This window comes from Pseudovibrio flavus (assembly GCF_009711345.1).
Lineage (GTDB): Bacteria > Pseudomonadota > Alphaproteobacteria > Rhizobiales > Stappiaceae > Pseudovibrio > Pseudovibrio flavus.
This window is the reverse complement of record NZ_SMMA01000054.1, coordinates 1-24,484: the sequence shown is the minus strand read 5'-3', so window position 1 is coordinate 24,484 and position 24,484 is coordinate 1. Positions and strand designations below refer to the sequence as shown.

Annotated in this window: 23 protein-coding genes; 11 read left to right on the top strand and 12 right to left on the bottom strand. The window is 54.0% G+C overall.

Features of this window, described 5'->3' with window-relative positions:
• Nucleotides 1-3 precede the first annotated feature (3 nt).
• Nucleotides 4-1,497: a BCCT family transporter gene (locus E1162_RS04255; protein WP_155127308.1), complete on the top strand. Its 1,494-nt coding sequence runs from the start codon at nt 4-6 to the stop codon at nt 1,495-1,497.
• Nucleotides 1,498-1,619: 122 nt separating this feature from the next.
• Here E1162_RS04255 and E1162_RS04250 read toward each other — a convergent pair whose 3' ends face one another.
• Complete coding sequence (locus E1162_RS04250; RefSeq protein ID WP_155127305.1) at nt 1,620-2,189, bottom strand: DUF3291 domain-containing protein; 570 nt, start codon at nt 2,187-2,189, stop codon at nt 1,620-1,622.
• 270 nt (nt 2,190-2,459) lie between these two features.
• Here E1162_RS04250 and E1162_RS04245 point away from each other — a divergent pair, with 270 nt between their 5' ends.
• Complete coding sequence (locus E1162_RS04245; RefSeq protein WP_155127302.1) at nt 2,460-2,918, top strand: MarR family winged helix-turn-helix transcriptional regulator; 459 nt, start codon at nt 2,460-2,462, stop codon at nt 2,916-2,918.
• Nucleotides 2,919-2,952: 34 nt separating this feature from the next.
• On the opposite strand, the gene E1162_RS04240 is transcribed toward E1162_RS04245, so the two are convergent.
• From E1162_RS04240 to E1162_RS04205, 8 genes are all read right to left on the bottom strand, one after another.
• Nucleotides 2,953-4,515, bottom strand: coding sequence for an indolepyruvate oxidoreductase subunit beta family protein (locus tag E1162_RS04240; RefSeq protein WP_155127299.1), 1,563 nt, complete (start codon nt 4,513-4,515; stop codon nt 2,953-2,955).
• Between the two features lie 11 nt (nt 4,516-4,526).
• A complete protein-coding gene (locus tag E1162_RS04235; RefSeq protein ID WP_155127296.1) occupies nt 4,527-6,671 on the bottom strand; it encodes a thiamine pyrophosphate-dependent enzyme in 2,145 nt (714 codons plus the stop codon).
• 17 nt (nt 6,672-6,688) lie between these two features.
• Nucleotides 6,689-7,129 carry a MarR family winged helix-turn-helix transcriptional regulator gene (locus E1162_RS04230; protein WP_155127293.1) on the bottom strand — a complete coding sequence of 147 codons (441 nt, stop codon included), beginning with the start codon at nt 7,127-7,129 and terminating at the stop codon, nt 6,689-6,691.
• A 143-nt stretch (nt 7,130-7,272) separates the two neighbouring features.
• Nucleotides 7,273-8,064, bottom strand: a complete 792-nt coding sequence (locus E1162_RS04225; RefSeq protein WP_155127290.1) for a cyclase family protein — start codon at nt 8,062-8,064, stop codon at nt 7,273-7,275.
• A gap of 448 nt (nt 8,065-8,512) precedes the next feature.
• Nucleotides 8,513-8,917, bottom strand: a complete 405-nt coding sequence (locus tag E1162_RS04220; protein WP_155127287.1) for a RidA family protein — start codon at nt 8,915-8,917, stop codon at nt 8,513-8,515.
• A 75-nt stretch (nt 8,918-8,992) separates the two neighbouring features.
• Entirely contained in the window at nt 8,993-9,736 is a 744-nt protein-coding gene (locus tag E1162_RS04215) for an SDR family NAD(P)-dependent oxidoreductase (RefSeq protein ID WP_155127285.1), read from the bottom strand.
• Nucleotides 9,733-12,015 (bottom strand): bifunctional salicylyl-CoA 5-hydroxylase/oxidoreductase, encoded by a 2,283-nt coding sequence (locus E1162_RS04210; RefSeq protein WP_155127282.1) that lies wholly within the window; start codon nt 12,013-12,015, stop codon nt 9,733-9,735. The genes E1162_RS04215 and E1162_RS04210 overlap by 4 nt, the downstream gene beginning before the upstream one ends.
• A gap of 138 nt (nt 12,016-12,153) precedes the next feature.
• A complete protein-coding gene (locus E1162_RS04205) occupies nt 12,154-13,107 on the bottom strand; it encodes a LysR family transcriptional regulator (RefSeq protein WP_155127279.1) in 954 nt (317 codons plus the stop codon).
• Between the two features lie 151 nt (nt 13,108-13,258).
• Here E1162_RS04205 and E1162_RS04200 point away from each other — a divergent pair, with 151 nt between their 5' ends.
• From E1162_RS04200 to E1162_RS04160, 9 genes are all read left to right on the top strand, one after another.
• Nucleotides 13,259-14,047, top strand: coding sequence for a transporter substrate-binding domain-containing protein (locus tag E1162_RS04200; RefSeq protein WP_155127276.1), 789 nt, complete (start codon nt 13,259-13,261; stop codon nt 14,045-14,047).
• An 83-nt stretch (nt 14,048-14,130) separates the two neighbouring features.
• The gene (locus E1162_RS04195; RefSeq protein ID WP_155127273.1) at nt 14,131-14,778 is read left to right on the top strand and encodes an amino acid ABC transporter permease; all 648 of its coding nucleotides are present in this window, start codon (nt 14,131-14,133) and stop codon (nt 14,776-14,778) included.
• A gap of 28 nt (nt 14,779-14,806) precedes the next feature.
• Nucleotides 14,807-15,463, top strand: coding sequence for an amino acid ABC transporter permease (locus E1162_RS04190; RefSeq protein WP_155127270.1), 657 nt, complete (start codon nt 14,807-14,809; stop codon nt 15,461-15,463).
• A gap of 32 nt (nt 15,464-15,495) precedes the next feature.
• Complete coding sequence (locus E1162_RS04185) at nt 15,496-16,278, top strand: amino acid ABC transporter ATP-binding protein (RefSeq protein ID WP_155127267.1); 783 nt, start codon at nt 15,496-15,498, stop codon at nt 16,276-16,278.
• A 27-nt stretch (nt 16,279-16,305) separates the two neighbouring features.
• Nucleotides 16,306-17,646 (top strand): aminotransferase family protein, encoded by a 1,341-nt coding sequence (locus E1162_RS04180; protein WP_155127264.1) that lies wholly within the window; start codon nt 16,306-16,308, stop codon nt 17,644-17,646.
• A 10-nt stretch (nt 17,647-17,656) separates the two neighbouring features.
• A complete protein-coding gene (locus tag E1162_RS04175) occupies nt 17,657-18,346 on the top strand; it encodes a CoA transferase subunit A (protein WP_257098656.1) in 690 nt (229 codons plus the stop codon).
• Nucleotides 18,330-18,986, top strand: coding sequence for a 3-oxoacid CoA-transferase subunit B (locus E1162_RS04170; RefSeq protein WP_371311808.1), 657 nt, complete (start codon nt 18,330-18,332; stop codon nt 18,984-18,986). The genes E1162_RS04175 and E1162_RS04170 overlap by 17 nt, the downstream gene beginning before the upstream one ends.
• 12 nt (nt 18,987-18,998) lie before the next feature.
• Nucleotides 18,999-20,291: an ArgE/DapE family deacylase gene (locus E1162_RS04165; RefSeq protein WP_155127258.1), complete on the top strand. Its 1,293-nt coding sequence runs from the start codon at nt 18,999-19,001 to the stop codon at nt 20,289-20,291.
• A gap of 17 nt (nt 20,292-20,308) precedes the next feature.
• Nucleotides 20,309-21,493: a thiolase family protein gene (locus E1162_RS04160; RefSeq protein ID WP_155127255.1), complete on the top strand. Its 1,185-nt coding sequence runs from the start codon at nt 20,309-20,311 to the stop codon at nt 21,491-21,493.
• 52 nt (nt 21,494-21,545) lie between these two features.
• Here the strand turns inward: E1162_RS04160 and E1162_RS04155 are convergent, their stop codons facing one another.
• From E1162_RS04155 to E1162_RS19455, 3 genes are all read right to left on the bottom strand, one after another.
• Entirely contained in the window at nt 21,546-22,151 is a 606-nt protein-coding gene (locus E1162_RS04155; protein WP_257098655.1) for a transglutaminase-like cysteine peptidase, read from the bottom strand.
• A 214-nt stretch (nt 22,152-22,365) separates the two neighbouring features.
• Nucleotides 22,366-24,018 carry a GMC oxidoreductase gene (locus E1162_RS04150; protein WP_155127512.1) on the bottom strand — a complete coding sequence of 551 codons (1,653 nt, stop codon included), beginning with the start codon at nt 24,016-24,018 and terminating at the stop codon, nt 22,366-22,368.
• Nucleotides 24,015-24,484: hypothetical protein (locus E1162_RS19455; RefSeq protein WP_257098654.1), on the bottom strand; the 470-nt coding region annotated here is incomplete at its 5' end. The genes E1162_RS04150 and E1162_RS19455, both read right to left, overlap by 4 nt.

Here is a 24,484-nt window from a genome sequence, read left to right as displayed (position 1 = left end):
ATCATGGGTGCAAAATCTCCAAGTCCGCTGCTCGTTATCGCGCTTCTTATCAGCGCTGGCATTGCGATCTGGGGGATTGCTGATCCGCAAGGACTGGGAGAGCTGGCCGCCAGTGCAGTGGCTACCCAGTTTGATAGCCGCGGCTGGTTTATTATGCTGGAAGCGAGCGGGCTTTTATTCATAGCCATCTATCTTGCTCTTTCCCGCTATGGAGACGTGCGCCTTGGCCCTGATGGCTGCGAGCCGGAGTTTTCTACGCCTGCTTGGATAGCCATGCTGTTTGCAGCTGGCATGGGCGTTGGGCTTTTATTCTACGGCGCTGCCGAGCCTCTCACCCACTTCGAAGAACTGAGACAGTTTACCGATGACCCGCAAGCAGCGGGCTACGCGCTGTTTGTGACCTATGTAAACTGGGGCTTTCATGCGTGGGCAATCTACGGTGTTGTCGGGTTGATTATCGCCTACTTTGCCTTTCGGCGCGGGCGAACGCTTTTGCTTAGCGCCCCTCTACTTGAGGCTTTGGGCGAAGCACGCTGGACCAAAGCTCTAGCGTGGCTTTTCGATCTTCTATCTATCGTCGCTATTGCGGTGGGCTTGGCCGGTTCTTTGGCCATGGGCGTTTTTCAGGTGCAAACGGGCCTTGCTGGGCTCATCGGCATTACTGACACCGATCTGCTGACCATCCCCGTATTTGCGGCAATGTGTATTGCCTTTGTTATTCCGCTCAGAAAAGAGCTTGGCGACGGTATGGCCAAGCTTTCCAACGCTGCAATGCTTATTGCCGTTGGCTTGATGGTCTATCTGCTTGTGCTTGGCCCAACCTCATACCTTATGAACGGCATTGTTTCAGGTTTTGGGCGTTATCTCTTTGAAGTGCTGCCAGCCGGATTTGCAACGGCAGGCTTTTTTGAGCAGGGCTTGGTGGACTGGTTCCAAGGCTGGACGCTTAACTACATGATCTGGTGGCTGGCATGGTCACCGTTCGTTGGTATTTTCATTGCCCGTATCTCCCGTGGGCGAACCATTCGGGAGTTTCTTGTAGGCGTTATCGTTGCACCGACGCTCTTTTCTATTCTTTGGTTTGGCGTGTTCGGCGGACTAGGCTTCTTTGATGCTCTAAGGCAGGAAGGGGCTCTCTCGGCAGTAAACAGCGCCAATCTTGACGCAACCACCTTCGCATTGCTGGAAAAGTTCCCGCTGGACGGTGTTACCCGCACTGCCACCATAATTGCCGCATTTTTGTTTGTTGTTACCAGCGTTGTCAGCGCCGGATTTACTCTGGCAATGATTGGCACAGGAGGCGATGAAAACCCGACACCGCGCATCAGAACAATCTGGGGCGGAATCTTGGGAGCGCTCGGCCTTGCGATGGTGCTCGTTGGCGATATCTCGCTGGTCCGGTCCATCATCGCACTGTCGGCCATAGCCTTTGTTTTCATTGTGCCAGTGCTGGCGGTTTGCCTCTTTAAGACCCTGAAGCGGGAGGAGCACAAATGAGCGGACAGCTTATAGACACGGCGCTAAACCTTACCGTATTCACTTACATCGGGTTTCTGGTTTGGCTTAGCTTGCGCCCAAACCCTTGAAGGTAGTTGCGGCTACCGCCACATGGCGGCTCTCTAAAGGGCGGCCACATCTTTTCGGGCGAATTCCGCGTTCAGCTGCGCCAGTTGCTTTACCCTCTCCATATCCGGTTTAATCGGGCTTCCTAGCGGGTCAAATAGCTTACTAAAGCTGAAGGCATTCGGCTGCGCACCGTGGTCCAAAAGCATTTCAAAGCGCTGCACGGCCTGCGTCCAGTCAGGGGCATCACCCTCACGAACCCACCACAAAACATACTCGGGTATGTGATCTGCTCGGATGTGCCAGCCCTTCCCCTGCTTAAGCACCTGCCTGTGAAGGCCGTGATAAGTCGCTGCCATTATTGTCTCTACAGACGCCCAGAGAGACAGCGTGGACGGTGCCCAATCATCGCCGTTGTCATTGGTCCAGCACTTGGGAAAGACCTGCTCGCCCCAACTCGATAGCCCGTCGTCACCTCCATAACCGGAACGTGCAATAAAGCCCTCGGAGCCTTCAATCGCTAACATCGTAGCAGGTTCGGCGTCGCGGAACCCTTTAATCTGCTCAGACTCGTAGGGCGCAACGAACTGATTGAAAGTGTAGACGGCTAGCCGAAATCCTTGCATTGAAACCCAATTGGCAAAATTTAAAAACAGTTACACTTAGCCGCCAGTAACGACTCAAAAATCAATGCAGCATGCCCTTAAGGCAGTGCCGAATTCAACGGCCGCGCTAAGTATTTTTAATCATCAATGATGAATTGGCCCTTCCGTTAGACCGCACTTCCCCTAGGGCTGGCTCACTCCACCTGCATAAGTCACAAGCGTTTTCTCGCAGAAATTGAGATTGGGCCGCCATAATGTTATTGGGGAGGTGAATTTGCCAAGGATGAATCCATGTCCCACCAGATCAAAGACCCCTCTTTGGCAACACAGAGGGTGCGTTTGTGGCTTCAGATGCTAAAAGCCGTTCGCAGTGTTGAGAGCAACCTGCGAGAACGACTGCGCAATGAGCATGACATGACCCTGCCGCGTTTTGACGTGATGGCGACCCTTTGCGCGCATCCTGATGGACTGCGGATGACGGAGCTTTCCGAGCAGCTCGTCGTTTCCAATGGCAACGTTACCGGCATCATCGAAAAGCTGGTTGAGGAAGGGCTGGTTGAGCGCCAGAGCATTCAAAATGACCGCCGCGCCCATCTTGTGAAAACCACTGAGAAGGGACGCAAGCTCATGGACCACGTAACAGCCGAACATCGCGGCTGGGTGGACGAGCTGTTTGAAGGCGTTTCAGAGCCAGATGTTGCGCGGGCTATTTCCATTATGCTGGACATCCGCCACCACACCAGCCGCTAGCACCGCCTACAGCATTATACGCTGAGAAATGCGGTCAGGCGGCTTCGGCGGAGGCAAATGATGCGACGGTTGCCAAAGCACCGTCCAGCGCCTCACCGTCAACATCATCAAGCGCCGCAATACGCAGACGCCGCATCCAGTCAGCGGCATCCTCTCTACCTTCCAGCATTTCCAAAGCGCCCATTACACGGGCGAACTTGGAAAGGCCGCGAGCGTGCGTATCTGAATAGCCTTTGATCAAGCGATAGTTAGCAAGCAGTTCGCTTGCCAGAGCCTTGTCACTTGCAGCTACCCGCAGAACGGTCGCGAACCATGCATCTACATGCTTCATCTCGCTTTCGTGGCGCATCAGTTTGCGCCGCCAAGGACGCAAGGAGCTGACGAGGTAAAGCATAGCAAAACCGCCAAGTTTGTCGGTTCGGATGCGGCGTCCCTTATCAAAGTGCTTGGTATAGAATGCCTCAACGCCTTTGCTGCGAGACAGCTTGCGGCCAAGACCTGCTGGCAGTGTCGTTACAAACTCTTCGAAGCGCGGGTGGAAGTATTCCGTCAGCATCAGAACCTGATCGTCCTTGACGGAGACCTCGTCTTTAACGCGGGCAAAACGGGTTGCGCGGGTTTTAAGATCAGCAACGCGGAGAATGTCGTCGTAACAAAGAGCGCGGGCAATGTACTTGGCAGCAGCCTCAGTCATCTTGAACGGTGCGCTATCCATCTTTGCGACCTGCTCTAACCTATCGAGATACTCGCTGCCGTAGGCAACATCCTGATAGTCAACGGTCTTCTTAAGGCCGAGACCTGCCATTTCCTGAACAGGTGCAGGCAGACGCGATAGACGGTCCTGAAGGTCGGTCCATGCCTTCTTCAGTTTTGCAGGAACGGCGAGAACAGGAACCGGAGCGACTGGCGCCACGGGCTGAGGCGGTGTCTCGTTGCCTGCGGCACAGTCGTAGGCGCGCTTGAAAGCACGAAGGGACGCTTCAACACCGCGGCCAGATGCCTTGATGACTTCCTCGTAGCTTTCTTTCGGGAACGGTAGAGAGCCGGAGCCTGCCAGACCGCCAAGAAGAGAAGAGGAAATAACCGAGCCTGCTTCCTTTGCTACCGTCTCCATATCGAAGGCAACAACATGATCTGCGGAAATGCCCATGGCATCCAGAACCGCCTTGCCATCGGCGCGGCCATCGCCCGGAGCAACCTTCTCCATCACCGCAGGGATGCGATGGGTGGAGGCGATCACAGTTGTCCGGCTAGGGGTAACAAAGCCACGCATGATGGCACGGCCCGCTTCCATAAGCTCGGAGGCGATGAGGATGTCGATATCGCCCTCAGAAGGAGACAAAGCAAAGATTGGCTGGCGGCCGGTATCGCGGCACATCTCGATGTAGTAGATCGTCGCGCCAGTTCTCTGAGCCACGCCTGCCACGGAGGTAGACTGCGCACGATAACCGTTTGCCTCGGCAACGGCCGTGATCCAGTTTGTCAGCACACCGCCGCCCTGGCCACCGACGGCCAGCGCTGCCAGCGTGATGATGCTTTCACCATCAGGACCGGGAGAGCGACGAGCAACTAAACGGGAAGGAGCCTGCATATTCATGGTTCAAATCCTTAGGCAAAAGCAATTCGGCGGGCGTCGCGGCGCTTCTGCAGCCAGCTGACAATCCGGTTTATGCGCTTTGCTCTGCTCTTTTCAGCAGTTGTCGGGTTGGAAACGATACGCGCCTCGTAAAAGCTCGGGCATAGGACTGCAGCATCGGCCACCTCACCGCAGTTACCGCAGCCAACGCAGGTCTGGTCGATTGCCGCGACTGGATCATCCCGCAGAGGATCGCCAGTGTCCTTCACCGAGAGTGACGGACAGCCCGACAGACGCATACAAGCGTGATCACCGGTGCAAACATCTTCATCAACGCCCAAGCGTGGACGCTCTACGCGCTTGCCATCCTTGACCGCTTTCGCCATTTGCGGCTTCACGCGGCGCTGCTTGTTCAGCATACATTCTGAGGACGCAACAATGACCTTCGGGCCTTCCTCGGTAGAGGCCAGCGCCTCCTTCAAGGTGTCGCGCATCTTGGTAACATCATAGGTGCGATCAAGCTGACGAACCCACTTCACCCCCATGCCCTGAACAGCCTCGGTGATGGAGTTCTTGGTCTGTTTGGTCTTGTTATCCGCGCGGGAAGACAAAATGTCCTGACCGCCCGTTGCCGCCGAATAGTAGTTATCGACGATTACAATCACGCCATCGTTTTTGTTGAACACCGCGTTACCGATAGAAGAAGCGACGCCGTTGTGCCAGAAGCCGCCATCACCCACGAAGGAGATGGACTTGCGGCCATCTTTACTGGCGTTATGGAATGCGGAGGCCGATGCCGGACCAAGGCCGTAGCCCATAGTCGTCGCGCCAAGATCAAACGGCGGCATGATGGAAAAGAGGTGACAGCCGATATCCGATGCGATGTGGTGCGGGCCAAGCTCTTCTTCGACAAGCTTCGTCGCCGCAAAAATAGGACGTTCAGGACAGCCGGTACAAAAACCGGGCGGGCGCGGAGGCAGAACTTTGCTGAGATCCGGAATTTCCGGTGACGGTTCATTATGCGCCACTTTGGCGGCCGGAAGCATCTCCGGCGCATGGGTCTTGAAGAAAGTGCCCAGACCATCAAGCGTAATCTGGCCGGTGAGCTCACCACCCAGAGGCAACATACCCTTGCCTTCTAGCTTGGTCTTGCAGCCGTTCTTGTAGAGCATGTGACCGATGGTCTGCTCCATAAAGTTCGGCTGCCCTTCTTCGATAACAAAGACCGCGTCCTTACCGTCGCAGAAGTCCAGAATCTGGCTTTCGCAAAGTGGGTAGATCGCGTTCAGACACAGAATGTGAATGTCTGTGTCGCCGTAGATATTCGCCAGCTCAAGACGGTTCAATGCACGGATAACAGTGTTGTAGTTGCCACCCTGAACAATGAGGCCAACTTTGCCCGCTGCGTCACCAAACTCTTCGTTGACGTTGTTGTCCAGAATGAACTTTTCAGCCGCTGGCCAGCGCTTGGTGAGCTTTTCATTCTCATGCAGATAGCTCGCCGGAGGAAGAACAATACGGTTAAGGTCGCGCTTCGGGTTTTCCAGCGCTTCGGTCACGGTCATCGACGGGCGAACGTTGTCAGAAGCAGTGAAGTGGCCATGGACGTGGCAGGATCGAATGCGAACCTGCAACATAACCGGCGTATTGGAGGCTTCCGACAACGCGAAACCATCACCTACGGATTTAACGATGGATGGCAGGTTCGGGCGCGGATCCAGCATCCAGACCTGAGATTTCATAGCGAATGCGTAAGTGCGCTCCTGCATGATAGAGGAGCCTTCACCGTAGTCTTCACCGATAATGATGAGAGAGCCGCCTGTTACACCGCCAGATGCGAGGTTGGACAGCGCGTCAGAGGCAACGTTCGTACCCACCACAGACTTATAGGTGACGGCACCGCGAATTGGATAGTGGACCGAGGCCGCGAGCATTGCTGTAGCGGTTGCCTCAGAGGCCGATGCCTCGAAATGCACACCCAACTCACCCAGAATATCCTGAGCATCAGCAAGCACATCCATAAGGTGCGAAATTGGCGAGCCTTGATAGCCGCCGACATACCCGACGCCGTTTTCAAGCAATGCCTTGGTTATTGCCAGAATGCCTTCACCCGAAAAGGTTTCCCCTGCCCCAAGCTTCAGCTTTTCAACTTCTCCGGCAAAAGAGCGCTCAGCCATCTGCGTTTCCTTTTAGTTCAAAGCTCGTGCTGACGAATGTTGTAGAGGATGCTTTTGAGGAAGCCGTTGAACTGGTCCCGCTCTTCAGGCGTCAGGCTTGCCAACATGATGTCTTCCATCCGCTCCATCTTTGGCCAAGTGGAGCGTCGCAGGTCGCGGCCGTTCTCAGTCAGGTGAATGACCCTGATGCGGCTATCGTTCGGGTCAGTTTCACGGCGCACACAGCGGCGCTCTTCCAACACATCAAGCGTGCGCGACAAGGTAGACTGGTTAATCACCGTCAGCACAGATAGCTCGTTGATTGTGCAGGGGCCGCGCTCGTCCAAAACGGCCAAGGTGCGCATTTGCGGCACGGAAATGCCAATGGTGCGCAGAGCATCCTCCACGCCCTTGTTGTAACGCGCGGCGATGCGGTTCATGAGATAGGGAGTAAACTCCTCCAGCCCGAATTCACTCATGGGAGTTTCCTTGCTGAACACTGATCGTAGTGGCTCATCCTTGGCGGCGCTGTTCAACCAGCGACACCGGACAAACTCGTTTACGGCCAGCGCTGAACAACCGTAATGGGTTGCAGCGCCGGACCTGTCTTTTTGAAAGCGACTTAGGAAGCAGGAACCAATGCCAATGCGCGAACCGGAGAACCGGTGCCGCGAACGATCTTCAGCGGATTGGCAATAAAAATCGCACCTTTTGGCGGCAGCTTGTCGAGGTTGGTGAGCGAAGCCAAGCCATAACGGTTGTTCTTGTGCAGCAGGTTATGCGCAGGGAACGGAAGATCGAAAGTTGCCGCCATACCCGCATCGGTTCCAATGCACTGAGTACCAAAGCCAAGCACGTTCTTTTCCATGAGGTACTCGACGCAATCGGCCGTTACCCCAGGTGTATGAGGGCCTGTTGCGTCCGTATTTAGAAACTTGTCCTCATCCGTGTTGTACTGGTCCCAGTCGGTGCGCATGAGCACCCACTCACCCTCACCAATCTCACCATACTCGGCTTCCCAAGCCTTCACGCCGTCAGCAGTGAGAAGGAAGTCGTTGTTTTCGGCAGCTTCACGGGAACAGTCGATGACGTTAGCCGGAGCAACAAACGCTTGCGGATCAATGGTATCCGTTGTGCCATCCGGATAATCCTTACCGGTGATCCAGTGCTGAGGCGCATCAAAGTGAGTGCCGGAATGCTCGCCGAGCTTCAGCCAGTTCCACGCCCACCAAGGACCTGTCTCGTTGTAGCGGGCAATCTCGTGGATCTCGATCTTTGGCGTATCAACGGCCAGCTCAGGCGGCAGCTTCAACAGCGGCGTATTCGGCCCAAGGGGCGCGGCGCAATCAACAACTCGAACCGAGCCATCCAAGAGTGCAACTGCTAAATCAGAAAGGGTCTTTTGTGCGGTCATTACTGTTCCTCCCACCGGTGTAAATCGTCCCCCAAACAGTGATATATATGCAAACGCATATTTTTGATTTACGTCAAGTATAAAATACTGGAAACGGAATTTTTAAAGGGAATTTACGTAGAAGGTTAGCGAGACGCGCGATCGCTTAATGTGATTTTATATCTATATTGCAATAGCTTATTTAACTTCTCGCCCCGATCCTACAGAATGAGATTTTCTAGGCATCGCCTAATTTATTTTATATCTAAAACAAAACTCCGAGCTGACCGCAGGCTGCAACTCTCACCAGTTCCAAGGCAAAAGGAACCATCAAATCAATAAGTTATGACTGGGAAGTTTTGAGCACTCTATTATCAAGAATCGTGAGTGTAATTGAGCAAGCACGAATAGCAGGCTCCCTTGCGGTGAGAGCCTGCTCTAAATGCAATAGCAATGTAAGCTGAGGGTCTTACTTTGGCAGAACCGCCGTTGCCTCAATCTCGATTTTGGCATCATCTTCGATCAAAGCGACGACCTGCACCACAGCCATAGCGGGGAAGTGGCGGCCAATGATCCGGCGATAGATCGCGCCGAAATCCTTCAGGCTGGAGAGATACTCCTGCTTATCGGTTATGTACCACGTTAGCCGCACGAGGTGCTCCGGCCCAGCGCCTGCCTCGGCAAGAACCGCCACGATGTTTTCCAGCACCTGCTCGAACTGGCCAACCATGTCTTTGTGTACGAACTGCTGCTGCTCATTCCAGCCAACAAGACCGCCGGTATAAATGGTTTTGCCTTCAGCAACGACGCCGTTTGCGTACCCCTTTGCAGGAGCCCAGCCTTCAGGATTTAAAAAGGTATGAGGTGAAGTCATAAAAAACCGTTCTTTTTCATATAATTATTGCAGCCTAGATGGCTCCGTAAAAATCGCTTACCGCTAACAGGTGCGTTAAATTTCTCCGCCTGCGACAGAGATGGCCTGACCTGTCACCATGTCCGAGCCTTCCGCACACAGCCACAGTACAGCGGCTGCAACATCCTCCGGCGGGACAAGCTTGCCCATGGGGTTTGTCGCAGTTAGCGCCGCAAGTGCGTCTTGCTCGGAGCGACCTGTTGTCTTGACGATGTTGTCTATGGTGCGAGCGGTCATTTCCGTATCCAGAAAGCCGGGACAAATCGCGTTTACGGTGATGTCCTTGGCAGCATACTCCTGCGCGACGGAACGAACGAGGCCCAGCGCGCCATGCTTTGCGGCTGCATATGGGGCGACATAAGCGTAACCCTTTTGCGCGGCGGTGGAGGCTATGACGATCATACGCCCTTTGCGCCCCTTCATAGCCTTTAGCCCCTCACGCATTGTGAGGAAGGTGCCAGTTAGGTTGACGGAGAGCATTCGCTGGAATGCATCCAGCGAGGTTTTGGCAAATGGAGCGCTTTCCGATGCACCAGCATTAGCAACGACGATATCAAGAGGTCCGGCAGCCTCGAACATAGATGAAACTTGCGCTTCATCTGTGATGTCACATTGAACCGCAGAAATTGCGTCATGGGTTGCTGCGACAGCCTCAAGCTTATCAAGGCTGCGCCCGCAGATGATAACAGAGGCTCCGGCCTGCGCCAGAGAACGGGCGATCACCGCGCCAACGCCCGTGCCTCCGCCCGTTACAAGTGCCTTTTTACCCGACAGGCTCATGCCATCTCCCTAGCTCGTGCGGCCAGTACGTTCGCCTGCCTACGACCACCATCGTAAGGGGCTGGCCACTCCTGCTCTTCATCGCCAAGCTCAACAGCCGCGTGAAGGGTCCAGTATGGATCAGCCAGATGTGGGCGGGCAAGCAGGACCAAGTCAGCGCGGCCAGCCATTAGGATGGAGTTGACGTGGTCGGCCTCGTAGATGTTACCCGCGACGAGCGTAGGCACATCGAGATCGTTACGCACTCTGTCAGAGAACGGCACCTGGAACATACGTCCGTAGACAGGCTGCTCCTCTTTCGAGGTCTGGCCGGATGACACGTTGATAGCGTCCGCGCCTGCTTCCTTCAAAAGCCTTGCAACTTCCACTGCCTCTTCTGGCTCCAGTCCAGCATCTCCCATCCAGTCATGGGCGGAGATACGAACAGTCATCGGCTTGTCTGCAGGCCACGCTTCACGCATGGCGTGGAAGACCTCCAGCGGATAGCGCATGCGGTTTTCCAGTGATCCGCCATATTCATCATCGCGGATGTTGGTTACCGGAGAGATGAAGGATGCAAGCAGATAACCGTGCGCGGCGTGCATCTCGATCATATCAAAACCGGCTTTGTCAGCTGCCTTGACGGAGGCGACAAACTGGTCGCGTACGAGATCCATGTCCGCTCGGTCCATCGCCTTCGGAGTCTGGTTACCCTCCTGCAAAGGCAAGGCTGACGCTGACATTAACGGCCAGTTGCCCTTTGTTAGCGGCTGGTCGATACCTTCCCACCCAAGGCGAGTAGAGCCCTTGCGGCCTGCATGCCCGATCTGCGCACAAATCTTGGCATCGGTTTCTTGATGAACGAAGGCAGTCAAGCGCGCCCACGCGTCGGTCTGCTCATCGGTATAGAAGCCCGGACAACCCGGTGTGATGCGCCCTTCCGGGCTTACGCAGACCATCTCTGTAAAGACGAGGCCCGCGCCGCCCTTTGCCCGTTCACCGTAGTGGATGAGGTGCCAGTCGTTCGGCATGCCATCTTTTGCTTTGTACTGCGCCATAGGCGAGACAACTATGCGGTTTTTCAAGCTCATACCGCGCATCTGGTATGGGGCGAACATTGGACGGCGAGTGCTTTGGTTACCAGCCTTAGACTGGAACCAAGCTTCGGCGGATGCCAGCCATTCAGGATCGCGCTCACGCAGGTTTTCATGACTGATACGCTGCGAACGGGTGAGCAGGGAATAGTTGAACTGCATCATGTCGAGGCCAAGGTAACGCTCAACCTCTTCAAACCACTGGGTGGAGTTACGCGCCGCAGATGTTACGCGTAGAACCTGCAGCTTTCTTTCGTCCTGATAATCGCGCAATGCCTGAGGCAAGGTCTTATCCATGTGCAGCTGATCGGCGAGAGCAATCGCGCTTTCCATACCCAGTTTACTGCCAGAACCGATAGAGAAGTGCGCCGTTGCAGAAGCATCGCCCAGAAGCACAACATTATCGAAGTACCAGTTCTCACAGGTCACACGTGGGAAGCGGATCCAAGCGGAGCCACGAACGTGGTTGGAGTTGGAAAGGAGAGAAAGACCACCGAGGTGCTTTTCAAAGAGCTTTTCGCAAAGAGCTACACTCTCTTGCTGGCTCATATTCGCAAAGCCGAAAGCCTCATAGACCTCTGGTCCGCACTCAACAATGAACGTTGCTGTTTCATCGTCAAACTGATAGGCGTGCGCCCAAATCCAGCCGTGCTCGGTTTCTTCAAAGATGAAGGTAAACGCGTCATCAAACTTCTGCTTGGTACCAAGCCAGACGAAGTGATTTTTGCGCATATCGATTTCTGGCTTGAAGTGGTCTTCGTAGAGACTGCGCGTCTTGGAGTTTAGACCATCAGAGGCGACCAACAGATCGTGGTCTCCTTTGAGCTGGGCAATACGGGCATCGTCCATCTCGGTCTCGAATACCAGTTTGACGCCAAGCTGTTTTGCCCGCTCCTGCAGCAACACCAGCAGGCGCATACGGCCAATGCCGCAGAAACCATGGCCGCTGGAGGTCTCTACCTCATCACCGCGAATGGTTTTTACGTCATCCCAATAAGCGAAGTGATCCCTAATCATCTTCTCGCTGACAGGGTCATTGCCTTCAAAGTTGCTCATTGTCTCATCAGAGAGAACAACACCCCAGCCGAACGTGTCATTGAAGCGGTTACGCTCGTACACGGTGATGTCATGATCGGAGTTTCGCAACTTCATGGAAATGGCGAAATACAAACCAGAAGGTCCTCCGCCCAGAACCGCAATTTTCATCTCAAGCCCCCCAACAGCGAGATTTACTTTATACTTAAAATATATTTCCGAAAGGCTATGTCAAGTAGTCGATAGAAGCGAACTTTTCAGCCATTGAAAAATCAATCGCACACGCACGACACTTAAAACATGAAATACCTAGCTGTAGGTACGTTGTTCCAAAGGCGTTTGATCAAGCAAATCATCAAGAAATGTCAAAAAAGCCTGTTCCGCTGCTGTCGTTTCCGCCTCAGGATTTTGAACCACGTAAATATTCACCATTGGCAGATCGTCGTAGGGCGGCAAGCGCCACAACAACCCCAACTTCACATCCCTTTCCGCCACATGCAGGGGAAGTGCGCCTATTCCCAGATTCGCAACAATCATCCTGCGCACTTCCAACAGGTTCGGAGAAGTGCCTTTGAGGTTCTGCTCCAGCCCTGCCGCTTTGCGCATAGCGGTTACCTTGTGCAGCGCGCCTGTTTCATTGTCGGTATGAAAGGAAACGGAGTTTTCATTAGCCAACTCGGAAAGCTGGATATCATCTCTGCCGAATAGCTGATGCTTGGGTCCGCAAAAGAGGCCGAAAAACTGCCTGCACAGAACACGGTACTTCAGCTTTGGCAGTTCCTCATAGGCTAGGCAAATGCCGAGCAGCGCCTTTTTATCCAGAACCGTCTGGCTGGTTTCCTCACTATCGGCCACTACCACAGAGTAGCTGACATCTGGATAGGCCTGATTGAACTCCTCCAAAATGCGATCCCATACGGGGGCTACCACATGGCTCGTCATGGCGAGGGAAATATGGCCCGCAACCTTCTGCGAGGTCTCTCCGACAATCTCCGGCAGATTGGAAACCCGATCAAACATCCCCCTGCACTGCTCATAGAGTGCAAGTCCTGCATCAGTAACCCGAAAGTAGTTCGGCTTTCGATCAATCAACTTTTGTTGGAATTGATCCTCCAAGCGCTTGAGAGCATTAGAAAGCGTAGGTTGTTTAAGGCCGAGGTAATTTGCAGCACTGGTAATTCCCTTCTTCTCTACAATGAAAACGAATGTACGAAGAAGGTTCCAATCCAAATCTCTTGGGAAGCGATCCTTTTGGTTCAACATTAGAGGTATCATTTCCTAAATCTATGAACGTCATAGAGAATATTTATTTGCATTATTATCAGCCTCATGCAAGTGGTATGTACGCACATGTGCTTACGCCAGAAAAATTGCAGCGAAAGCACTGCCCAAATTGACGGAGCACGGGGGGACTATGATTAAGCTCACTATTAAATCTATTGTTGCAGCGGTTACTATGCTTGCAGCAGGCGCGAGTGTTTCAACACCAACTCTGGCTGATGAACTGGACACCATTAAAGAAAAGGGTTCCATCACCATCGCCATGTCCGGTGCTTACCCTCCGTTCAACTTCGTTGATGAAGAAAACAAGGTTGTTGGCTTTGACCCTGCCATTGGCGCTGAAATCGCAAAACGCATGGGCGTTGAAGTTAAAATTGTGACCACTGCATGGGACGGCATCATCGCCGGTCTTCTGGCCAACAAATACGATGCAATTGTCGGCTCCATGTCGATCACTGAAAAGCGCGAGAAGGTTGTCGACTTTGTTGGCCCTTACTACCGCATGAACCGCGCAGTGTTCGTTCGTCAAGGTTCTGACCTTTCCGGTCTCGGCTCTTTGAGTGGCAAAAAAGTTGGCGCGACTCTGGGTGAAACCCACGAGAAGTGGGCGCGCTCTCAGGACGGCTGGAAGCTGAAGACCTACAAAGGCCTGCCAGAGCTTATTCTTGAGCTTGAAAACGGCCGTATCGATGCATTCGTAACCGATGACATTCCAGTACTGGTTGCTATCCGTGAAAACGGCGCGAAAATCGCAAAGATGGACGCTCCTGATCTCACCGGCACCGCTGATCAGGCTGGCATCGCAATCCGCAAAGGTAACCCGAAGCTGGCAGCAGCTATGCAGGAAGCGCTGGACGCAATGCAGGCAGACGGCACCTACACAGCAATTGCTGAAAAGTGGGTTGGCGCGGACATCCGCTAATCTGACACTATTTCCAGTACAGGGCACCGGCTCTGTACTGGCCCTTCACTTCTACCAATCTCCTGAAACAGACCGGGTCTATTATGGACATTGAGCTGATGCAGCGCGTTGCCCCTTTCTTTTTAGAGGCGGCGTGGGTGACCCTTGAACTTGCTGTACTTTCTACCCTTTTGGGGCTGACACTTGGGGCTATAGCAGCCTCTGCCAAGCTTTACGGAAACGTCGTTTTCCGCAGTATTGCGACGGTTTATGTCAGCGTTATCCGCGGCACACCCTGCTTGATCCAGCTGTTCATTCTTTATTTCGGTGGCCCGCAGATCGGCATCAACCTTGATCCGTTTTCCGCAGGTGTCATTGGCCTAGGCATCAACATCGGCGCCTATATGACCGAGACTATTCGCGGAGCAATCATCGCCGTTGATAGCGGCCAGATGGAAGCAGCCCGCACGCTCGGCCTCTCCAAATTTCAGGCAGTACGCAAAGTCATTCTTCCTCAGGCGGCCCGCCTGATGGTTCGCCCGCTTGGCGTCAACATCAATGCGCAGATCAAAGCAACGGCTCTGGTTTCGGCGATCTCTGTTGTTGACCTGACCTATACAGCGCAGCGCTACATCGGCTCGACCTACAAGCCCTTCGAAATGTTCATTCTGGCAGGCGTTCTCTACATGGTCATCATCACCCTAACGGGGATGATCGTTAGCTGGCTGAACAAGCGCGTCGCCATTCAGTAGTGCCCAACTCTAGCGAAGGAAAATAGATATGGGATTGGATCTTACCGTCGTCCCGCCCTTTGCAGGGCTTATTCTACAGGGCGCACTGTGGACCATTGCAATCACGGCTTCTGCGGGCGTTCTCAGCTTCTTCGGCGGCATCGGTTTTGCGATCTGTGCGCTCTATGCACCGGCTATCATCCGCTATCCGATCAAAGCGTTCGCTTGGCTGTTCATGACAACGCCGTTGCTGCTGCAGCTGTTTTTGATCTACTTCGGCCTCGTTCAGATCGGCATTGATATTCCCGCGTTTTTCGCAGGCATGATCGGTCTGGGTCTGCACTTTGCGGTCTATAATTCCGACATCATCCAGACCGGCATTCTAGCCATCGACAAAGGCCAGCACGAAGCAGGCAGAACCCTTGGTCTGTCACGCGGTCAGACCTTGCGCAAGATCGTTATTCCGCAAGCGGTGCGCGACGTTGTCCCGCCAATCGGCAACAACATGATCGCCCTGCTGAAAGACTCTGCCCTCGTTTCGGTTATCGGCGTTGTGGAGCTGGTTCACGCCTCGCAATTGGCCATCTCGGAAACCTTCCGCCCGTTCGAATTCTATCTCGCTGCCGCAGCTTGTTACTACGTCGTCAACCTGCTGCTGGAGTTCACTTTGCATCGCATCGAGCGACGCATTGCGCTGACGCGCTAACAAAACAAGTTTCTTCTTTGTGGGAGCCCGTCATGACAGACGCAAAACCTTTCGTAGAAATTAGGCAAGCCCGTAAGTGCTATGGCGACCTAGAGGTGCTTAAGAACATCAGCCTCAAGGTCAACAAGGGGCAGATCATTGCCATTATCGGCCCTTCCGGTTCCGGCAAAAGCACCCTTTTGCGGGCGATCAACGACCTTGATCCACTGACAGACGGTGAAGTGTGGCTTGAAGACACGCAGGTGAACAAGAAGCTGCCGCACAAGCAGTACGAAAACCACATCAACAAGGTGCGCCAGAACATCGGCATGGTGTTCCAGCATTTCAACCTGTTTCCGCATCTGTCGGTTCGCGAGAACATTACCCTTGCTCCAAAGATGTTGAAGGGCATTTCCGATGCCGAGGCAGACCGTCTGGCAGAAGAGCAGCTTGAGCATGTGGGCTTGAGTGACCGCATCGACTATTACCCATCCCAGCTTTCTGGCGGACAGAAGCAGCGCGTTGCTATTGCCCGCGCTTTGGCGATGCAGCCAAAGGTGATGCTGTTTGACGAGGCAACCTCCGCTCTAGACCCCGAGTTGGTGGAGGAGGTGAACCTTGTGATGAAGCGCTTGGCAGAAGAGCATATGACGATGATTATCGTCACCCACGAGATGGCCTTTGCCGAGAGTGTTGCTGACCGCATTCTGTTTATGGATGGCGGTGTGGTGGTTGAAGAAGGCCCACCAGAGCAGCTGTTCCGCGCCCCTAAGCATGAACGCACCAAAGAGTTTTTGGCCAAGCACCTTCGTGCAAACGCCCTAGCGCCTGCCTGACACCAATCGCGTTTTAGAGTACTGCCCATGTCCAACTTGTTTTATATGTCCAAGGCCAGCCGCCCTATGCTGGACCACTCAAAAGGGATCTACCTTTATGCCGAGGACGGCAAAAGGTATCTGGATGCATCCTCCGGCGCCATGGTGTCTAACATCGGTCACTCGAACCCGCGTGTGATCGACGCCATGAAGCAGCAGATGGACAAGGCAACCTTTGGCTATCGCCTGCACTTCCAAACGGAGCCTGCGGAGAAGCTGGCAACCAAGACCGCTGGTTTTATGCCAGAGGGCATGGACAAGGTGTTCTTTGTTTCAGGCGGCTCGGAAGCTGTTGAGAGTGCCATCAAGCTTGCCCGTCAGTACGCTGTTGTGAAGGGTGAGGAAAGCCGCTGGAAAGTGATTAGCCGCTTTCCGTCCTACCATGGCTGTACACTCGGTGCGCTGGCGCTGACGGGTTACGAACCGATCGCCGGAAATTTCAAGCCGATGATGCAGGAGATGCCAAAGATACCGGCACCAACCTGTTATCTGGACAAAGACAACCTCAGCGACGAACAGCGCGGGCACAAATACGCGCAGTATCTGCGTGAAGAAATCATCAAGCAGGGCCCGGAAACCGTCCTTGCCTTCATTATGGAGCCGGTAGGCGGGGCTGCAACGGGTGCGTTGGTCGCTCCTGACAGCTACTATCAGGCGATCCGCGATATCTGCGACGAGTTCAATATCCTGCTGATCTACGACGAGGTGATGACCGGCGTAGGCAGAACCGGCAAGTTTCTTGCCGCAGAGCATTGGGGCATCAAGCCGGATATCATAGCAATGTCCAAGGGCTTTGGCTCCGGCTATGCGCCGCTTGGGGCGATGGTGGCAAGCAACACGATTGTTGATGCTGTTCTGGAAGCTGGCGGTTTCCCGCACGGCTTCACCTATGCCGGTAACCCGCTCGCGTGTTCCGCTGGTCTTGCTGTGCTTGAGGAAATTGAGCGCGAAGGCCTCATTGATAATGCCGCCCGCATGGGCGAGGTGCTTATGGGTGAGTTGCTTGCCCTGCAAGAGTTATTTCCGTTCATTGGCGATGTGCGAGGCAAAGGCTTGCTGACAGCTTTTGAACTTGTAAGCGACCAAAGCACTATGGCTCCGCTTCCAAAAGAGCTGAACGCCTTTGAAGAGCTGGTGGAGATGGCATACGCCCGCGGCCTTATCATCTACTCCCGCCGGACACGGGGCGGCAAAGAGGGTGATCACTTCCTGATCTGTCCGCCGCTGATCATCACCGAAGAGCAAATTCACGAGTTGATCGGCCTGCTGCGAGAAAGCCTCTATGAATTTGCCAACAAGTTCTCCCTACCCGTTCTGGAACAGGTTTAGGAAACGCGCGATGCTGCTTGATAAGAAAACCACCATCGAGGAGGCCATTGGCCGGATCAAAGATGGTGACAGCGTTATGCTTGGTGGCTTTGGTGTTCCCGGTACGCCGTTCTGCCTTATTCAGGAACTCGTGCGCCAAGGTCAAAAAGACCTGACCGTCATCAAGAACGATGCCAACGAAAAGGGGATGGGCGTCGACTGGCTGCTGGAAAACGGTCAGGTACGCAAGCTGATAACCAGTCACATTGGCCTCAATGCCCGCGCCGTAGAGCTAAAGAACAACGGCAGCGTTGAAATCGAGTTTGTAGCGCAAGGCATTTTGGCGGAGCGCGTTCGCGCAGCCGGTGCTGGGCTTATGGGGTTTGTAAGCGACATTGGCATCGACACAGAGTTTGCCGATGGCAAGCAGCAGGTGGAGCTGAACGGCAAGGTTGGTTTGCTGGAACCTGCCATTAATGCGGACTTTGCTCTGGTTCACGCCCAGTCTGCCGACAGCTTCGGGAACCTGCGTTTTTCCGGCACAGCGATGAACTTCAACCCGCTGATGGCTATGGCTGCAGACACCGTGATTGTGGAAACGGAAAGCTATGTCGCGCTTGGCGATATCCAGCCGGAAGACATTCATTGTCCTGGCCCGTTCACAGACGCAATCGTCGAACTATCAGATTTGCCGGAGGTGTACGGTGTCGTTCAACGCTAGAGACAGAATGATTGCCCGCGCGGCTCGCGACATCCAACCGGGCATGACCGTCAACCTTGGCATTGGCCTGCCAACCAAGGTGGTCAACTTCATTCCCAAAGACTTTCCTGTTTGTTTTCATTCAGAAAACGGCATTTCGGGTGTTGGGCCGGTACTTAGCAATGATGATGCTGACCGCAATTTGATTGATGCAGGCGGGGCTTATGTTTCTCCCCTTCCTGGAACGGCATATTTTGACAGTGCAACGTCATTTGCCATGGTTCGCTCCGGCAGGTTGAGCCTTACCCTGCTTGGAGCCTTTCAAGTAGCGGCCAACGGTGATCTCGCGAACTGGAAGATACCCGGCGTGTTTGCTCCCGGTATTGGCGGTGCTGTCGAGCTTGCCCAGAAAGCACGCAAAGTAGCGGTGCTGACGACCCATTGCGATAAGAAGGGCCGCTCTAAAATTGTCGAGACGTGCAGCCTTCCGCTAACGGCCAAGTCCTGTGTTGACCGCATCTACACCGATATGGCGGTGATTGATGTAAGCGACAACGGCCTCGTTCTGCGCGAAGTTGCTGAAGGGCTTACCGTCTCCGACGTTGTTGCTGCCACTGACGCAAAGCTGAATGTTCCTGCAGGTACCTGCCCGACTTTCTAGATGGAGCCACTGATGGATAACGATATCCAATCCAAAATCCTTTCAGCCGTCGAAAAGCGCTTTGACGAGCAGACCGATTTTTTGTGCGAACTGACCAGCCACCCTTCCACACGCGGCAACGAGCAGAGCGCACAGGATCTTATGGCCCGCGCCATGGCGGAGCGCGGCTACGAGGTGGATCGCTGGCAGGTGGATGTTAAAGATATTGAGCATCTACCGGGCTTCTCTCCAGTCATCGGCAACTATGATGATGCGGTAAATGTTGTCGGCACCCATTCATCAAGCTCCCGCAAAGGGCGTTCGCTTATTCTCAACGGCCACATCGATGTAGTGCCGGAAGGCCCATTGGAGATGTGGGAACGTCCACCTTATGAGCCTTGGAAAGACGGCGACTGGCTTTATGGCCGCGGCGCTGGTGATATGAAGGCGGGGCTTGTTGCAAACCTTTATGCGCTGGATGCTATTCGCGATGCTGGGTTTGCACCGGCAGCCGATGTTTTCGTGCAATCTGTCGTAGAAGAAGAGTGCACCGGAAATGGTGCCCTTGCCTGCTTACAGCGAGGCTACCGCGCTGATGCTGCCCTGATACCGGAGCCGTTTGCCGAAACTCTAACTATCGCCCAGATTGGCGTCATCTGGTTTCAGGTGCACTTAAAGGGCTTACCCGTCCATGTGCTTGAAGCAGGGTCTGGCTCCAATGCTATTGAAGCATCTATTCCGCTTATTGCGGCCCTGCACGAGCTTGAAGCACGATGGAACCGTCCTGAAAAGAAGCACGCTTGCTACTGCGGTATTGATCACCCGATCAACCTGAACATTGGCAAGATACAAGGCGGTGACTGGACCTCCTCCGTTCCTGCTTGGTGCTGTTTTGATGTGCGCATCGCCATTTATCCCGGACAGGATATCAATGAGGCGAAGGCCGAGATCGAGGCTGTTTTGAATGAGGCTGCCAACAAGCACCCGTTCTTGAAGAAAAACCGGCCGGAAATCACCTATCACGGCTTTTTAGCAGAAGGCTATGCCCTCGCTGAGCACCAAGGGGAAGCCGCAGGCGCTGCCATTGCAACGCTGGAAGACGTGCACAAGCAGGTGACGGGCACGGACCTGGAAAAGATTGCGGTGACAGCAACAACAGATGCCCGCTTCTTTGGCCTCTACATGGATACGCCAGCGCTCGTCTATGGGCCTAAGGCCGAGGCCATTCACGGTTTTAACGAGCGCGTTGATCTACAGTCCGTTCGCCGCAACACGCAAACCATTGCTATGTTCATTGCCCAATGGTGTGGGCTTGAAAAACTATAGAGCTTGAAAGGGTCGCTATGCGCAGAGCCGTTATTGCATCCACCGCACGCACACCTATTGGCAAAGCCTATCGCGGCGCGTTCAACAACCTTGAGGCTCCAAGCCTTGCTGCTCCTGCCATTCGCGCTGCTATTCAGCGCGCTGGCATTGATGCTGGTGAAATTGAAGACTTCACCTTCGGCAGTGCTCTTACGCAAGGCTCGCAAGGGGTGAACCTTGCCCGTCATGCCGCTATTGCGGCAGGGCTTCCTGTTTCCGTCGCTGCCAGCACTATCGATAGGCAATGCGCCTCCGGCCTTTCTGCCATCGCGATTGCTGCCCAGCAGGTTTGCGGCGAAGGCGTTGATGTTGCCCTTGCTGGCGGTATGGACAGCATCTCGCTGGTTCAGAACGACAAGTGGAACGCCTATCGCTACAAAGACCCTTCTGTAAAAGAACACTACAGCGACTACTACTTGTCTATGATCCAGACAGCAGAAGTCGTTGCGGATCGTTACGGTGTGAGCCGTGAGGACCAAGACGCCTACGCACTGCTGAGCCAGCTTCGCGCTGCCGATGCGCAGTTTTCAGGGCGTTTGGAAGAGGAGATTGTGCCTGTCTCCGCAAGCAAGCTGGTAACCGATAAAGCCAGCGGTACGACCAGCGCTCAAGATATTACGATTTCCGCCGACGAATGCCTGCGCCCGTCTACTACAGCCGAAGGCCTGCAGAGCTTAAAGCCGGTTTTGGGTGAAGACCAAACCGTGACCGCCGGCAATGCCAGCCAGCTCTCAGACGGTGCATCTGTTAGTGTCGTTATGGAAGAAAAGGTTGCTGAACAACGCGGTATCCAGCCTTTGGGTGTTTACCACGGCATGGCAGTAGTAGGCTGCGCGCCAGAAGAAATGGGCATCGGGCCAGTTCTCGCCATTCCCAAGCTGCTCGCCCGCCACGGTCTCTCAACCGCCGACATCGGCCTATGGGAGATTAATGAGGCCTTTGCTGCGCAGTTGCTCTACTGCCAGAGGCAACTTGATATCCCGCTGGAGAAGTTGAACGTCAACGGCGGAGCGATTGCTATGGGGCACCCTTATGGCATGAGCGGTGCACGCATGGCTGGTCACGCTTTGTTGGAAGCTCGCAGGCGCGGTGAGCGCTATGTGGTGGTTTCCATGTGTATTGGCGGCGGGCAAGGCGCAGCGGCGCTCTTTGAGGCGTTTTAAGAGCCTTCTATAAGCATAGTGCTCGCTCTTCTAAAAAAGGGCGAGCATGCAATTACATTGCTATGAACGCGACCGCCATTCTTCTGGCATCCAAGACGAAGTTCCACTCTCTGGCATTTTCGCCAGATTGGCGTTTCACAAACCGATAAGGCGTTGAGCGCCATTCGTGGATCTTGTTGGTTTGATTGTCGAGGATGAGATCACCCTTATCGGTGCGCACAGTTAGCACCGCGTGGCCGCCGCCGCTCCGTTCTCTCACTACGGTTATGAGCAGTGCACTTGGCGGCCAGCCCAGCTCTATGAGCCTTCTTTGCTTTTCCAGCACGTACTCTTCGCAGTCTCCCGCGCCTGATGTGGCATAAGTCCAATGCTCAGAGACCGCAAACAGCTTCTTGTCATCGCGAGGCTTGATCGTCGAATTGAAGTAGATGTTTATGGCATTCAGCTCTTTGAGGAGTTGGTCTGTCAGCACCACTTTTGAAGGGATTGCAGCACGTGCATCGCAGGCTTCTGAATTATGATGACAGAAAGAAGCGTGCCCTTTAGGTGCCGCAGCATTGCCGCGCACATGCATCTCCCCCGTTCCACCAGCATGGGAACCAAGTGAAAACAAAGAGATACCAATTGCAAGCGAGAGAGTTAGGAGCTTCTTCAACATCAAAATGCTCAGCTGCCGTTCTTATTTTTGCGATGTTTTATACAAAAAAGCAAAAACATCAAAACAAAATATAACAGTACTCCAACATGCCGCAGACTCCACTATTAAACAACGTTAATAAGCAGGTGAACTGCTGGTGTTTTCATGATCAATTTCAATAAAATACTGAAAACTATTAGTCCAGCACCCCAAACCTCTCGAGACTATTTCTAAGTCAGTTCGTTGCAGCGGTTTTCAGGTATTGATCAATAGCTCTGGTGGCCAGCGCTTGAATGGTGAGAGATGGAGACTCCCCGCCCCCTGTCGAGGGGAAGACGCTTGCATCAACGATCAAGAGGTTCGAATGGTCATGACTTACGCAATTGCGGTCCACCACCGACTGACGCGGATCATCTCCCATTGCACAGGTGCCAAACACGTGGGTGGATGCGAAGCGGTCATATGTCGTTAGAAACTCGGAAAGCTCTGTCACGCCAGCCGCAGCAAGCAGTCGTTTACTGTGAAAAGCTATTGCGCGAAGACGCTGAATACCATCGCCTTGAAGCACTGAATTAATCCGCGCTACAGGGAGACCGTTTCCATCTTTCTCTTCTGGGTCCAGATCCACATAACTGGCCGCATTTGGCAGAACCTCACCAATTGCTCCAACTGATAGCGCTGCACCGAACTTTTCGCGTAACGCCTCCTTTAGGGGATGCCCGAAGCCTGAAAGCAGCCTGCTGACATAGGCAATAGGCCCAAGCAGTCCAATTTCCTGCGTTGCGTGGCTCAAACGAAATCCACCTACGATGCCTTCAACAGCATCAGGGGCGTTGAAGTCCCAGCAGATCATATCCGCAGGCAAGCCTCGGTGTGTACCAATGGATTTCGGCAGGAAACCTGTCGCCGAAACATATAGCGTTTCCATGAAGTTACGCCCCACAAGCCTAGATGTATTTGCGATATTGGCGCTAAGCAACAATCTGGGGGTGTTAACCGCTCCCGCTGCCAATACAAAAAGCGGCGCAGAAGCCGTTTGGGCTACACCGTTTTGTACAAAGCGAAGACTTGAGATCGCGCCGGTTCCATCCAACGAGAAACCGGTAACGCTTGCGCCAGTTTCTATTGTTAGCCTGCCGGTTGCTTTTGCCTTACGCAAAAAGGTGACGTCAGCTGATCCCTTATCTTCTAAGGGGCAGCCTTTGGAGCACTGTCCGCAATAATTGCAGGAAGGCCTATCTTCATAAGGTTTGCTGAGCGCACTACGCGGATTGATGTGCCAGTTTAGCCCCAAACGCTGTGCTGCGCCTTCCAGCGCGAGCGCTCCCGGGCTTGGCGGGTGTGGCGGCAATGGATATGGTGAAGACCGCCAGCGCTCAGCAGCTTGCGAGGTCTCCCCAGCGACACCAAGAACGCTTTCGCAAAGACCATAGTAAGGCTCAAGATCTTCGTATGAGATGGGCCAGTCCAACCCTACGCCGTGATGACTTTTGAGCTTCATAGATCGGGGGTTAAGGCGGTGAGCCTCCCCGACAAACGCGAGGGTCGAACCTCCTAGACCTTGAACGTGATGGTAACCAACACCGTCACTCGACCTCGCCCCATCGGCAGCGAGCCTGCCTTGGACTGCATTCCAAGAAAAGAGGTCTTTATGATCTTGAGAGATAGTTCCAAGGTCGCCAAATGTGACCTTGGCAGTTGAGCCCTGTTTATGCGGGAAGCCGCCCCTCTCCCAATCATCTGCGGTGTGGTGATAGTCTTCACCGGCTATGAAACGGGGGCCAGCCTCCAGCAGAAGAACCTGCCTGCCGCTTTGGCATAGTCGCCACGCTGCAGCTGCCCCGCCTGCACCTGCCCCAACAACGATTGCGTCAAAACCTGAGCTCATGTCCACGGAGGCATTGCCCCTTGCGGCTGCGGTGCGCGGTATAGATCCAGCTCCGTGCGCGCTTCCGCTTCAGCGTAGTAATAGACCATCGCAAAGCTTCTCATAAGCTCATAGTAGCGGCGCGGAATTTCATTGAAATCAGATTGAGCCATCCAGCTTACGACCGTAACCCTGTCAGCCTCTGAGAGTTCGTGAAACGGGCTCGGAGCAACCTGATCAAGCCACTGGGTACCCAGCAGAATAAGCCGTTGCAAAAGGTCACTTTCCTTCGAAAAACTCAAAAGCTTAGCGGGAATTTCTAAGCTGCTAGCAGCAGGACTTTGATCATCAGAGGGTATCAAAGTATCGAGAAAGGCACTGAAGGAGGCGTTGCTAAGAGAGTCCGTGCTTTCTTCAGATAGAGCGAGCGACACTGCAAATGGAGAGGCTACAAACGCCGCCGCCAACTGCAACAGCTGACGGCGTG

Bases quoted from the DNA above. Each gene is read 5' to 3' on its own strand.
- E1162_RS04255 (WP_155127308.1), top strand. From the start codon at position 4: ATGGGTGCAAAATCTCCAAGTCCGCTGCTCGTTATCGCGCTTCTTATC.
- E1162_RS04250 (WP_155127305.1), bottom strand. From the start codon at position 2,189: ATGCAAGGATTTCGGCTAGCCGTCTACACTTTCAATCAGTTCGTTGCG.
- E1162_RS04245 (WP_155127302.1), top strand. From the start codon at position 2,460: ATGTCCCACCAGATCAAAGACCCCTCTTTGGCAACACAGAGGGTGCGT.
- E1162_RS04240 (WP_155127299.1), bottom strand. From the start codon at position 4,515: ATGAATATGCAGGCTCCTTCCCGTTTAGTTGCTCGTCGCTCTCCCGGT.
- E1162_RS04235 (WP_155127296.1), bottom strand. From the start codon at position 6,671: ATGGCTGAGCGCTCTTTTGCCGGAGAAGTTGAAAAGCTGAAGCTTGGG.
- E1162_RS04230 (WP_155127293.1), bottom strand. From the start codon at position 7,129: ATGAGTGAATTCGGGCTGGAGGAGTTTACTCCCTATCTCATGAACCGC.
- E1162_RS04225 (WP_155127290.1), bottom strand. From the start codon at position 8,064: ATGACCGCACAAAAGACCCTTTCTGATTTAGCAGTTGCACTCTTGGAT.
- E1162_RS04220 (WP_155127287.1), bottom strand. From the start codon at position 8,917: ATGACTTCACCTCATACCTTTTTAAATCCTGAAGGCTGGGCTCCTGCA.
- E1162_RS04215 (WP_155127285.1), bottom strand. From the start codon at position 9,736: ATGAGCCTGTCGGGTAAAAAGGCACTTGTAACGGGCGGAGGCACGGGC.
- E1162_RS04210 (WP_155127282.1), bottom strand. From the start codon at position 12,015: ATGAAAATTGCGGTTCTGGGCGGAGGACCTTCTGGTTTGTATTTCGCC.
- E1162_RS04205 (WP_155127279.1), bottom strand. From the start codon at position 13,107: ATGTTGAACCAAAAGGATCGCTTCCCAAGAGATTTGGATTGGAACCTT.
- E1162_RS04200 (WP_155127276.1), top strand. From the start codon at position 13,259: ATGATTAAGCTCACTATTAAATCTATTGTTGCAGCGGTTACTATGCTT.
- E1162_RS04195 (WP_155127273.1), top strand. From the start codon at position 14,131: ATGGACATTGAGCTGATGCAGCGCGTTGCCCCTTTCTTTTTAGAGGCG.
- E1162_RS04190 (WP_155127270.1), top strand. From the start codon at position 14,807: ATGGGATTGGATCTTACCGTCGTCCCGCCCTTTGCAGGGCTTATTCTA.
- E1162_RS04185 (WP_155127267.1), top strand. From the start codon at position 15,496: ATGACAGACGCAAAACCTTTCGTAGAAATTAGGCAAGCCCGTAAGTGC.
- E1162_RS04180 (WP_155127264.1), top strand. From the start codon at position 16,306: ATGTCCAACTTGTTTTATATGTCCAAGGCCAGCCGCCCTATGCTGGAC.
- E1162_RS04175 (WP_257098656.1), top strand. From the start codon at position 17,657: ATGCTGCTTGATAAGAAAACCACCATCGAGGAGGCCATTGGCCGGATC.
- E1162_RS04165 (WP_155127258.1), top strand. From the start codon at position 18,999: ATGGATAACGATATCCAATCCAAAATCCTTTCAGCCGTCGAAAAGCGC.
- E1162_RS04160 (WP_155127255.1), top strand. From the start codon at position 20,309: ATGCGCAGAGCCGTTATTGCATCCACCGCACGCACACCTATTGGCAAA.
- E1162_RS04155 (WP_257098655.1), bottom strand. From the start codon at position 22,151: ATGTTGAAGAAGCTCCTAACTCTCTCGCTTGCAATTGGTATCTCTTTG.
- E1162_RS04150 (WP_155127512.1), bottom strand. From the start codon at position 24,018: ATGAGCTCAGGTTTTGACGCAATCGTTGTTGGGGCAGGTGCAGGCGGG.